We start from the raw sequence: 9,802 nt of genomic DNA on the forward strand, positions 1-9,802 counted from the left end.
GTCTCGGCGATGATCCGCGTCTTGCCCATCCGGATCGCCAGCAGGATCTGGCCGATGCAGTTGTTGATCTTGTGCGCGCCGGTGTGATTGAGTTCGTCGCGCTTGAACCATATCTGCGCGCCCATGCCTGCCGGCGCACCGTCGCGCAGTGCCGCGGTCAGCCGCTCGGCGTAGTAGAGCGGCGAGGGACGGCCGACATAATGCTCCAGCAGATCGTCGAACTCGGCCCGGAACGCGGGATCGGCCTGCGCGGCACGATATTCGCGTTCCAGCGAGAGGATGAGCGGCATCAGCGTCTCGGCGACGTAGCGGCCGCCGAAATCGCCGAAATGCCCGCGGGAGTCGGGCTGCTGGCGGAAGGAGTTGGGAGCGTTCATCGCCCGCCCTCTACGCTTCCGGTCAGGCTGCCGCCACCGCCTTCAGGAAGGCGGCGATGAGCGCCGGGTCCTTCATGCCGGGCGCGCGCTCGACGCCGGAAGCGACGTCGACCAGCCGCGCGCCCGTCCGGGCAATCGCCTCCGCGACGTTGCCCGCGTCGAGACCGCCGGATAGCGCCCAGGGCAGCGGGTGGGCGAAGCCGTCGAGCAGCGACCAGTCGAAGCGCAGCCCCATGCCGCCGGGCAACGCCGCACCCGCCGGCGTCTTGGCGTCATAGAGGATGCGGTCGGCCGCGCCGCGGTACGCAGCGGCATCGGCGAGATCGGCGCGGGTGCGAACCGGGATCACCTTCCATAGCTCAACCCCGTGGCGGCGCAGCGCGGCGACGCGCTCGGGGCTTTCGGCACCGTGGAGCTGGAGCGCGGTCATCCCGGCGGCGATCACGCGCGCGACGAGCGTTTCGTCGGGATCGACCAGCACGGCGACCTTGCCCACCTGCGCGGGAGCTCGGGCGGCAAGCGAGGCGGCGGCGTCAGGCGCGACATGGCGCGGGCTGCTGGCGAAGAAGTTGAAGCCAAGATGGGACGCCCCGCCCGCGATCGCGGCGTCGAGCGTGTCTGGCGTGGACAGGCCACAGATCTTGGCGGTGGCCGGCATGGTCGCCGCTATAACGTTTCGTCAGGCGATGGCGAGGCTGCGGGCATGCCCGCGAGAGGGTGTGAACCGCCTACAGCGTCCCGGCGATCGCGCGCGCGGCGGCGTCTGGATCGTCGGCCTGGGTGATCGGTCGGCCGATGACCAGGATCGAGGCCCCGGCGTCGAGCGCCGCGCGCGGCGTCACGACGCGCTTCTGGTCCGCAACCGTGCCGTCCGCGGGTCGCACGCCGGGGACGACGAAGAAGCCGTACGGCCAACGCGCCTTGGCGGCGGCCACCTCTTCGCCCGAGCAGACGATGCCGTCGACGCCGGCCGTTTGCGCCAGCTCGGCGAGGCGCAGGACCTGGTCGTGCGCCGTCCCGCGCACGCCGGTCTGGACGAGGTCCTGCGCGTCGAGGCTGGTCAGCATGGTGACGGCGACCACCTTGGTCCCATGGGGCGCGGCGGCCTTGGCGTCCTCCAGCATCGCGCGGCCGCCGGCGGCGTGGACGGTGAAGATCGCGGGTTCCAGCGGCGCCAGCGCCTGGACCGCCTTGGCGACGGTGTTGGGGATGTCGTGCAGCTTGAGGTCGAGGAAGATCGGCAGGCCGAGGTCCGCCATCGTGCGGACGCCGTGTGCGCCGTGCGCGGCAAAGAACTCCAGGCCGAGCTTCAGCCCCCCGACATGACGCCGCACGCGCTTCGCGATCGCCTGCGCCCGGTCGAGATCGGGCGTGTCGAGCGCGACGAAGATGCGGCTGCTCATAGCTGGATGGTCGGCGGGGAAGCGGGCGGTGGCAGTATCAGCGGCTCGGGCGGCTGGGTGGCGAATCGCAGCGACTCCACCGTCCGCTCCGCGGTCAGCAGCCGCTGCCGCAGCCGCCAGCGCGCGGTGACGTGATAGGCCAGCATCGGCAGCAAACCGATCAGGAACGTGACCAGCAGCAGAAACGGCAGGTTCACCAGCGCGATCAGCCCGCCCCACAGATGCACCTCGACCGAGTACCAGTTGCCGAAGGAGAATACCGCCGCGAGGAACGCGAGCAGGCACCAGAACAGGTATTTGAGAAACTGCATGCGGACAGGAAGGTATCGCGTTCGATCGGGGAAGGCCAGCCCGGCGCCTACCCGATCTCCTGCCGCAGCGAGGCGATCAGCGCTTGGACGGCGCCGAGCCGCGGCTCCTCCTCGTCGAGGATGGCGAGGAACGCCTGGCGCTTGATCGCGGCGACACGGCCGGGGCGCAGGCGCCTGGGGCTGGTCGAGACGACGATGTCGATCAAGCGCTCGGCACCGTGCAGGCGGCCCCACAGATAGTCGTTCTCGCGATAGGCGCGGCTGAAGAACGCGCCGAAGCTGTTGAAGCGGATGCCCTTCAGCGTCGCTTCCGCCCCGCCAGCGCGGATTGAGCCAGCATCTTCCGGTGCGATGCGGTCGACCTTGATCGCGTCGAACTCGTCCAGTCCCTCGCCCTGCAACAGCGGCAGCGTCGCGACGTCGAACCAAGGGAAGCCCAGATAGGCGAGCAGCAGCGGCCGCCGCAGCGGGCGCGGCAGGGCGGCGAAGGCGGCCGCGAGTCGCGCATCGGTGTCTGCGTCCAGCCCGGGCAGACCGAGCGACGCGAACAGCGCATCCATCAGCCCGGGCCAGTCCGGCCGCGCGCGCAGCAGCGGCTTGAGCAAAGCGTGCGCGCCGCCCTGCTCGCGCTCACCATAGGCAGCGAGCGAGGCGTAGATCGCCTCGCGCACGGGGGCGAGCGCGGCGTCGTCGTCTGCCGCCTCCAGCTCGGCGAGCCGGCGCGCGAGCAGGCGCAGGCGACGGATGCGGAAACCCAGGTCGTAGCTGCGCAGGAACGCGACGTTGGCCTCCCAGTCGGCGCCGGGCAAGGGCAGACGGCTGCGCAGCCCAGCCGCGATCGCCTCCTCGCCGGCGCGGCCGTCGACCTCGGCGAGCAGCCGGGCGAGCAGGTCGACCACCCCGGTGACCTTGAGCTGGAGATAGGCGGCATGGGCGTAGCCGGCCGCCGCGGCGGCGCGCTCGTGCGCCTTGCGCCGCCAAGCCGTCAGCCGGGCCGCGGTCGGGCGGTCGAGGAACAGCGTCCGGCCGAACAGCGCCGTCACCTCGGCCTCCACCGTCGGACGGATCGCCGCGACGATGCCGAGCAGTCGCTCGGTACGCGCCGAGCGGGCGGCGAGCGCCTCCAGATTGTCGCGGATCGGCTGCTGGCGCGGCAGTTCGCTCAGCGCGCCGAGGATCGTCTGAAACCAGCCCGGCGGGCCGTCGCCGGCAGCGAGGCGAAAGTTCATGCCCGGTTTCGGATCGATATAGACGAAGCGGCGGTCGACCTGACGGCGGGCGGGGCGCTGGCGCAGCGCCTCGATGGCGGGCCGGAACGGCGCGTTGGCGAGCACCGAGCCGTCAATCAGCACGGCGCGCTCGGCGGCCTTGGCGGCGGACTGCCGCGGCAGGATTCGGGCCAGAAAAGCGCGGCGGCCGGGCCAGGCGACCCGCCGTCGTTTCAGCACCGCGTCCAGCTCGCCTACGCCGAAGGGCGGGAAGGCGCCGGGGAAGGAAGAGGTCGCGCGGGCGGCGAAGGCCAGCTCCGGCCGCGGCGCCAGCGTGTCGCGCGCCACCCCATCGTCGCCGAAGCCGATCACGACGCGATGCTCGGTCTCCACCACCTCGGGCGGCGAGTTGAGCCGGAGGCGCTCGGGATGGCCGCTGAAGTCGGTCACCGTCACGAACAGGTCGAGCGGCTGGCCGGCGGGCAGCAGTCGCGGGCCGCGCGGGGCCGCCGCCATCGCGTCCAGCGCATCGAGCAGGAGGCCGGTGAACGCCGGGCCATCGAACGGCGGCTCGAACCATTTGGAGCGGATCAGGTGCGAGAGCTTGGCGCGCACCTCGTCGCGCGTCGCCGGGTCGAGTTCCTGCAGCCTGTCCTTGCCGCGTCCGGCCAGCCAGGCGAGCGGGCGCGCCCACATCTTCGAAAATCGCGTCGACGGCGCCGCGCCGGGCGAGATCAGCTGTTCGACATCGGCAGACGTGAGCCACAGCTCGGTCAGCGGCTCCAGGCTCTGCCCGGTCGCGATCGCCTGCGCCAGGAAGATGCCGTTGATCCCGCCTGCCGAAGCGCCGGCGATGATGTCGGGCAGCACGCGGATGCGCGTCCCGCCCGCCTGCTCCATTTCGGCGAGCAGCGCGCGATAGACCGCGGCGGTGCCCGCCGGCGGCTCCGCGCTATCGTGGATCGCGCGGCTGGCGGCGGCGAGCCGCCACACCTCCTTGGTGATGCCGTGCATGTACACCGCCAGGCTGATGCCGCCGTAGCAGACCAGCGCGAGACGCAGCTCCTTCTCGCGCATCAGCCGTCGATCACGGCCCAGATCGGCAGATGGTCCGAGGCGCGCCGCGCCGTCGGCGACGCATGGACGCCGCAATCGACCACCCTGAGCCCGGGCGACGTCATGATGCGGTCGAGCCGGCCGACGGGGCGACTGGCGTGGAACGAGGGGCCGGTGGCGGCAATCCGATAGCAGCGCGCGAAGTCGCGCAGGCAGCCGGCGGCCTGGCTCCATTCGTTGAGGTCGCCCATCAGCACGGCCGGGCGCGGCTCCGGCGCGGCCTCGACATGCGCCATCACCGCCGCCGCCTGCCGGCGCCGCCACAGACCGGACAGGTCGAGGTGCATGCCGACCACGCGCAGCGGCGGCGCGCCATCGAACCGCACGTCCGCCGTCACCGCACCGCGCGGCTCCAGTGACGGCAGATGGATCGGCTGACACCATTCGACCGTCGCCGCCTTGCGCACCAGGATGGCGTTGCCGTGCCACCCCATCGAGGCGGCCCGCATGCCGAACGCGATCGCCTTCCAGTCACTGTGCTCGTCGAGCAGATGCGGCGGCAGGACACCCTCGCGCGCGCCGAAACGGCGGTCCGCTTCCTGCAGCGCGATCACGTCGGCGTCGATCTCGCGCAACACGTCGAGAATGCGCTCGGGCGAGCGGCGGCGATCCAGCCCCACCGCCTTGTGCATGTTGTAGCTGGCGACCTTGAACATCGTATCGGGGGCGTAACGCGGGCGCGGCGCGGGGGGTTGCACGGGAACGGCGCGGTGGCGGGGACGTTGGCCGAGGCGAGGAGAATGGCGATGAGCGATGCACGGGAAGACGCGGCCGAGCTGCCGGTGGGCGCGGTCGACGCGTCGGGCGAGCCGATCGAGGCGGCGGGCATCACCCCGCCCGAACAACCCGCGATGGTCGACGAAGATGGCGATGGCGAGATCAACGGCGATGGTGGCGGCACTGCCGATGACGACCTAGAGGTGCAGGGCGGCGAATGACGGTGCCGGTTGCAGGAATCGAACCCGCGACCTTCGGTTTACAAAACCGCTGCTCTACCAGCTGAGCTAAACCGGCGCGGCGCGTCCCATGCGCCAAGGCGCGGGCGAGGTCCAGACCGGCCTATGCCCGCCAGTCGCCCGACGTGCCGCCGCTCTTGGCGAGCAGGCCGACGCCGTGGATCGTCATGCCGCGGTCGAGCGCCTTCGCCATGTCGTAGATGGTGAGCAGCGCGACCGTCACGGCGGTCAGCGCCTCCATTTCGACGCCCGTCTTGCCGTCCGTGGCGCAGGTGGCGGTGGCGGTGATCGCGCTTTCGCCAAGCGTAAGGTCAAGACTGACGCGGGTGAGCGGCAGCGGATGGCAGAGCGGGATCAACTCGCTGGTGCGCTTGGCGGCCATGATCCCGGCGATGCGGGCGACGGCGAGCACGTCGCCCTTCTTGGCCGCGCCGTCGCGCACCGCGGCGAGCGCCTCAGTGGACAGGGTGATGCGGCCGGTCGCGGTCGCCTCGCGCGCGGTGACGGGCTTCGCGGCGACGTCGACCATGCGGGCGGCGCCATGCGCATCGAGGTGGGTAAGATCAGCCATGCAGCAGCGTCCGTGTGGCGTTCTCGACATCATCCTGCCGCATGAGCGACTCGCCGACGAGGAAGGTGCGGATGCCATGCGCGGCGGCGGCCTGCAGATCGGCGTGCGTGGCGATGCCGCTTTCCGAGACGATCGTGTAGCCGGCCGGCACGCGTGCGGCGAGCGCCCAGGCGCGGGCGGGATCGGTGACGAAGGTGCGCAGGTCGCGGTTGTTGACGCCGAGCAGGCGCGAGCGGAGGCGCAGCGCGCGGTCCAGCTCGGCCGCGTCATGGACCTCGACGAGCACGTCCATGCCGGCCTCCAGCGCCGCCGCCTCGATCTCGGCGAGCGCTGCGTCGTCCAGCGCAGCGACGATCAGGAGGATGGCGTCGGCGCCCCAGGCCCGCGCCTCGGCCACCTGCCAGGGATCGACCATGAAGTCCTTGCGCAGCACGGGGAGCCCTACTGCCGCGCGCGCCTCGGCCAGGTCCGCCAGGCTGCCCTGGAAGAATGGTTCGTCGGTCAGCACCGACAGGCAGGCTGCGCCGCCGGCGGCATAGGCGCGGGCGTGGTCGGCGGGCGCGAAATCGGCGCGGATCAGGCCCTTGGACGGGCTAGCCTTTTTTACCTCCGCGATCAGCGCGAAGCCCTGCGCGACCGTTGCCCGGAGCGCGGCGTGGAAGCCGCGGGGCGTATCGGGCGGGGCGGGCAGGTCCATGACCTTGCGCCGCGCGACCTCGGCCCGGGTGGCCGCGAGGATCTCGGCGAGACGATCGCTCACGCCCAGGCGATCCAGCGGTCGAGCAGGTCGGCGGCGGCGCCGGTATCGATCGCCCCGGCGGCGTGCGCCACGCCCGCGCGGAGGTCGCCCGCCGCGTCGTCGAGTACCAGCGCGGCGGCGGCGTTGAGCAGCACGGCGTCCCGATACGCGCCCGGTTCGCCCGCGAGCAGGCGGCGCAGCGCGAGCGCGTTGAAGGCGGGATCGCCGCCCCGCAGGGCGCTCAGCGGATGCCGCGGCAGGCCCGCGTCTTCGGGCGCGATCCGCTCGGGCAGATCGACGCAGCCGACCGCCAGCACCCGGCTGGGGCCGGCGGTGGAGAGCTCGTCCAGCCCCTCCTCGCCCGAGACGACCAGCGCCGCCTCGGTGCCGAGCGCCGCCAGCGCCTCGGCGAAGACGGGCGCGTAATCGGGCCGGGCGATGCCGAGCAGCTGGCGCGTGACATGCGCCGGATTGGCGAGCGGCCCCATCAGGTTGAAGATGGTGCGCCGGCCCAGCCGCTGCCGGATCGGCTGGATGCGCCGCATCGCGGGATGGTGGTTGGCGGCGAACAGGAAGCAGATGCCGAGTTCGTGCAGCGTCTCCTCGGCGAGCGCGCCGGCGCGCGCCATGTCGAGGCCGAGCGCCTCCAGCGTATCGGCGGCGCCCGCCTTGGACGAGGCGGCACGGTTGCCGTGCTTGGCGACCGGCACGCCCGCGGCGGCGACGACCAGCGCGACGGCGGTGGAGACGTTGAGCGTGTGGTGGCCGTCGCCGCCGGTGCCGCAGACGTCGATCGCGCCCGGCGGTGCGGCGATCGGGAGCAGCCGCTGGCGCAACGCGCGCGCCGCCTCGGCGATCTCGATCGACGTCTCACCGCGTTCGGTGAGCCCGATGAGGAAGGTGGCGATCGCGTCTTCGGTGGCGCGACCGTCGAGGATGTCGGCGAACGCCGCCGCGGCGGTCTCGCGCGAGAGGGGCGAGGCGGTGCCGGGGAGGGCGGTGAGGGTCGTCACGTGATCCTCCCCGCTCGCGGTGAGCGGAACCAAGGCGCGAAGCGGCATGCTGGAGGGGGTGGTGAGCTGAGGGGAGGGCACTTGACGAAGCCCCCTCCACTACTCGCCTGCGGCGAGCCGTCCCCCTCCCCGTAAACGGGGAGGATCACGCGAATGCCCCTACTGTTACGCTCGCCAGCTGCAGGAAGTTGGCGAGCAGGGCGTGGCCATGCTCGGTGGCGATGCTTTCCGGGTGGAACTGCACGCCGTGGATCGGCAGCGTGGCGTGGCGGAAGCCCATCACCGTCCCGTCCTCGGCGCGGGCATTGACCACCAGCGCCGCGGGCACGGCGTTGACGATCAGCGAATGGTAGCGCGTCGCGGCGAAGGGCGAGGGCAGGCCCTCGAACAGTCCGGTGCCGTCGTGGAGCACGGGCGAGGTCTTGCCGTGCATCAGCCCGCCGCGCTCGACGCGGCCGCCGAAATGCTGGCCGATCGCCTGATGGCCGAGGCACACGCCGAGCAGCGGCCGGCAGGCGTCGGCGCAGGCGGCGACGAGATCGAGCGTGACGCCGGCGTCGTCGGGCGTCCTGGGCCCCGGCGAGATCAGGAAGGCCTCCGCGCCGGACGACAACGCCTGGCCCGCCGAGATGGCGTCGTTGCGCACCACCTCTACCGCCGCGCCCAGTTCCTGGAGGTAATGCACCAGGTTCCAGGTGAAGCTGTCGTAATTGTCGATGACGAGGATCATGGCCGCGCCTTACGGGGTCGGCCCGCCGCCGTCACCCCGGCTCAAGGCCGGGATGACGGGCGACGGTGACTCGCGTAAAGGCCGGCCATGCCTATCGCCGCGTGGGTTTGGCTGGCGAGCATCGCCGCTTTCGTCCTCTGGCTGCTGTGGCGGCGGCGCCCGCCCGGGCGGGCGCTGACACCGGGCGAACTGGCGGCGGCGCGGGGCGTGTTCGGCGAGGCGATCGCCTGGGATCGGGTGCGCATCCACGCCCGGCCGTTCACGCCGTTTCAGCCTCGGGGCATGGCGGTAACCCCGCTCGGCGCGGTCCATCTCCGGCGCGGCGATTGCCTCGACGACTTCGCCGCCGACTGGCGCAGCATGGCATGGCTGATCCACGAGCTGACGCATGTCTGGCAGCACCAGACCGGCGTGCCCGTGATCCTGCGCGGGCTGTGGGAGCGCACCTATCGCTACGGCGCGCTCGATCCGGCGCGGCCCCTCCGGCGCTACGGCATCGAGCAGCAGGCGGCCATCGTCGAGGACTGGTTTCGGTGCTCGCAGGGCCAGTCGCCCTGGCGCGGAAGCGGTGCGGAGAGCGACTATCGCGCGGTGATCCCGTTCCTGCCGGGTTAAGCGGAGCGAAGGCAAAGCCGGCGCGTTATCCTGCCGAACAAGGAGTCGCCCATGCTGCGCATCGCGCTCGCCGCCACGTTGGTCCTCGCCCCCTCGCTTGCCGCGGCGCAGACGGGGACTCCGCCCAAGCGCATCCGCAGCCTGGAGATCATGAAGGGACAGAAATGTCCCGTCGCAGGGCGCGACGAGGTGGTCGTCTGCCGGACGATCGCCGAGCCGTACCGCATTCCGGCGGCGCTGCGCGACGAGGGCGCCGCCGCCGCTCCGCAGAACCAGAGCTGGGTCAATCGCGCCGCGACCGTCGATCAGGTCAGCCGGGAGGCGGGTGGTTTGCCGAATACGTGCTCCGTCGTAGGCACCGGCGGCCAGACCGGATGCGCGCAGCAGGCGGCGAGCCAGTGGGCGGCGGACCGCCGCGCGCGGAACGCCGCTGCACGCGCTTCGACCGACACCGGCTCGGATTCGGCGACCGGCAGCGCGTCGGTCAGCGGCAGCGACGCCGGCGGGAACACGCCGCAATAGCGTTTTCCCGCCCGACGCTGGGCTATTGTCCCCAGCCGGGCTCGCCCGCCCGCGCCACGGCGTCGCGGGCGGCGGCGAGCATCGCGCCGGACTTCGCCTCACATTCGCGCTGCTCGGCCTCGGGCACGCTGTCGGCGACGATGCCGGCCCCGGCCTGGACGTGGATGGTCCCGTCCTTCACCACGGCGGTGCGCAGCACGATGCAGCTGTCCATCGATCCGTCCGGCGAGAAATAGCCGAC

At 72.1% G+C, this 9,802-nt stretch carries 13 protein-coding genes, 1 tRNA gene and 1 pseudogene; 3 read left to right on the top strand and 12 right to left on the bottom strand.

What is annotated here, in order from left to right; translation table 11 throughout:
- From ACFE64_RS13715 to ACFE64_RS13740, 6 genes and pseudogenes are all read right to left on the bottom strand, one after another.
- Positions 1-377: pseudogene (locus tag ACFE64_RS13715) on the bottom strand (tryptophan synthase subunit beta); the annotation flags it as partial.
- A 22-nt stretch (positions 378-399) separates the two neighbouring features.
- On the bottom strand, positions 400-1,035 hold the full coding sequence (locus tag ACFE64_RS13720; RefSeq protein WP_375393022.1) for a phosphoribosylanthranilate isomerase: 636 nt from the start codon (positions 1,033-1,035) through the stop codon (positions 400-402).
- Between the two features lie 70 nt (positions 1,036-1,105).
- Complete coding sequence (gene pyrF / locus ACFE64_RS13725; protein ID WP_375393023.1) at positions 1,106-1,780, bottom strand: orotidine-5'-phosphate decarboxylase; 675 nt, start codon at positions 1,778-1,780, stop codon at positions 1,106-1,108.
- The gene (locus ACFE64_RS13730; protein ID WP_375393024.1) at positions 1,777-2,091 is read right to left on the bottom strand and encodes a hypothetical protein; all 315 of its coding nucleotides are present in this window, start codon (positions 2,089-2,091) and stop codon (positions 1,777-1,779) included. The genes pyrF and ACFE64_RS13730 overlap by 4 nt, the downstream gene beginning before the upstream one ends.
- A gap of 47 nt (positions 2,092-2,138) precedes the next feature.
- Positions 2,139-4,376 (bottom strand): patatin-like protein, encoded by a 2,238-nt coding sequence (locus ACFE64_RS13735; RefSeq protein WP_375393025.1) that lies wholly within the window; start codon positions 4,374-4,376, stop codon positions 2,139-2,141.
- The gene (locus ACFE64_RS13740) at positions 4,376-5,071 is read right to left on the bottom strand and encodes an endonuclease/exonuclease/phosphatase family protein (RefSeq protein ID WP_375393026.1); all 696 of its coding nucleotides are present in this window, start codon (positions 5,069-5,071) and stop codon (positions 4,376-4,378) included. Before ACFE64_RS13740 ends, ACFE64_RS13735 begins: the two co-directional genes overlap by 1 nt.
- Positions 5,072-5,161: 90 nt before the next feature.
- On the opposite strand from ACFE64_RS13740, the gene ACFE64_RS13745 reads away from it, so the two are divergent.
- Positions 5,162-5,353, top strand: a complete 192-nt coding sequence (locus ACFE64_RS13745; RefSeq protein ID WP_375393027.1) for a hypothetical protein — start codon at positions 5,162-5,164, stop codon at positions 5,351-5,353.
- Between the two features lie 3 nt (positions 5,354-5,356).
- On the opposite strand, the gene ACFE64_RS13750 is transcribed toward ACFE64_RS13745, so the two are convergent.
- The 5 genes from ACFE64_RS13750 to ACFE64_RS13770 form a co-directional block, all read right to left on the bottom strand.
- A tRNA-Thr gene (locus ACFE64_RS13750) sits at positions 5,357-5,429 on the bottom strand.
- 45 nt (positions 5,430-5,474) lie between these two features.
- On the bottom strand, positions 5,475-5,942 hold the full coding sequence (gene moaC / locus ACFE64_RS13755; protein WP_375393028.1) for a cyclic pyranopterin monophosphate synthase MoaC: 468 nt from the start codon (positions 5,940-5,942) through the stop codon (positions 5,475-5,477).
- Positions 5,935-6,702 (bottom strand): indole-3-glycerol phosphate synthase TrpC, encoded by a 768-nt coding sequence (gene trpC / locus ACFE64_RS13760; protein ID WP_375393029.1) that lies wholly within the window; start codon positions 6,700-6,702, stop codon positions 5,935-5,937. Before trpC ends, moaC begins: the two co-directional genes overlap by 8 nt.
- A complete protein-coding gene (gene trpD, locus ACFE64_RS13765; protein ID WP_375393030.1) occupies positions 6,699-7,694 on the bottom strand; it encodes an anthranilate phosphoribosyltransferase in 996 nt (331 codons plus the stop codon). Before trpD ends, trpC begins: the two co-directional genes overlap by 4 nt.
- 145 nt (positions 7,695-7,839) lie before the next feature.
- On the bottom strand, positions 7,840-8,424 hold the full coding sequence (locus ACFE64_RS13770; RefSeq protein WP_375393031.1) for an anthranilate synthase component II: 585 nt from the start codon (positions 8,422-8,424) through the stop codon (positions 7,840-7,842).
- Between the two features lie 87 nt (positions 8,425-8,511).
- Between ACFE64_RS13770 and ACFE64_RS13775 the strand changes: the two genes are divergently transcribed.
- On the top strand, positions 8,512-9,039 hold the full coding sequence (locus ACFE64_RS13775; protein ID WP_375393032.1) for a vgr related protein: 528 nt from the start codon (positions 8,512-8,514) through the stop codon (positions 9,037-9,039).
- 51 nt (positions 9,040-9,090) lie between these two features.
- Positions 9,091-9,561: a hypothetical protein gene (locus tag ACFE64_RS13780; protein WP_375393033.1), complete on the top strand. Its 471-nt coding sequence runs from the start codon at positions 9,091-9,093 to the stop codon at positions 9,559-9,561.
- Between the two features lie 22 nt (positions 9,562-9,583).
- Here ACFE64_RS13780 and ACFE64_RS13785 read toward each other — a convergent pair.
- On the bottom strand, positions 9,584-9,802 hold a 219-nt coding region (locus ACFE64_RS13785), incomplete at its 5' end, for a chorismate-binding protein (RefSeq protein ID WP_375393034.1).

It is taken from the genome of uncultured Sphingomonas sp. (genome assembly GCF_964250165.1).
Taxonomy (GTDB): domain Bacteria; phylum Pseudomonadota; class Alphaproteobacteria; order Sphingomonadales; family Sphingomonadaceae; genus Sphingomonas.

Excerpts from the sequence above, each read along its gene's own strand:
- pyrF (WP_375393023.1), bottom strand. The coding sequence starts at position 1,780 with ATGAGCAGCCGCATCTTCGTCGCGCTCGACACGCCCGATCTCGACCGG.
- ACFE64_RS13775 (WP_375393032.1), top strand. The coding sequence starts at position 8,512 with ATGCCTATCGCCGCGTGGGTTTGGCTGGCGAGCATCGCCGCTTTCGTC.
- ACFE64_RS13770 (WP_375393031.1), bottom strand. The coding sequence starts at position 8,424 with ATGATCCTCGTCATCGACAATTACGACAGCTTCACCTGGAACCTGGTG.
- ACFE64_RS13745 (WP_375393027.1), top strand. The coding sequence starts at position 5,162 with ATGAGCGATGCACGGGAAGACGCGGCCGAGCTGCCGGTGGGCGCGGTC.
- ACFE64_RS13720 (WP_375393022.1), bottom strand. The coding sequence starts at position 1,035 with ATGCCGGCCACCGCCAAGATCTGTGGCCTGTCCACGCCAGACACGCTC.
- ACFE64_RS13735 (WP_375393025.1), bottom strand. The coding sequence starts at position 4,376 with ATGCGCGAGAAGGAGCTGCGTCTCGCGCTGGTCTGCTACGGCGGCATC.
- ACFE64_RS13740 (WP_375393026.1), bottom strand. The coding sequence starts at position 5,071 with ATGTTCAAGGTCGCCAGCTACAACATGCACAAGGCGGTGGGGCTGGAT.
- ACFE64_RS13780 (WP_375393033.1), top strand. The coding sequence starts at position 9,091 with ATGCTGCGCATCGCGCTCGCCGCCACGTTGGTCCTCGCCCCCTCGCTT.
- moaC (WP_375393028.1), bottom strand. The coding sequence starts at position 5,942 with ATGGCTGATCTTACCCACCTCGATGCGCATGGCGCCGCCCGCATGGTC.
- ACFE64_RS13730 (WP_375393024.1), bottom strand. The coding sequence starts at position 2,091 with ATGCAGTTTCTCAAATACCTGTTCTGGTGCCTGCTCGCGTTCCTCGCG.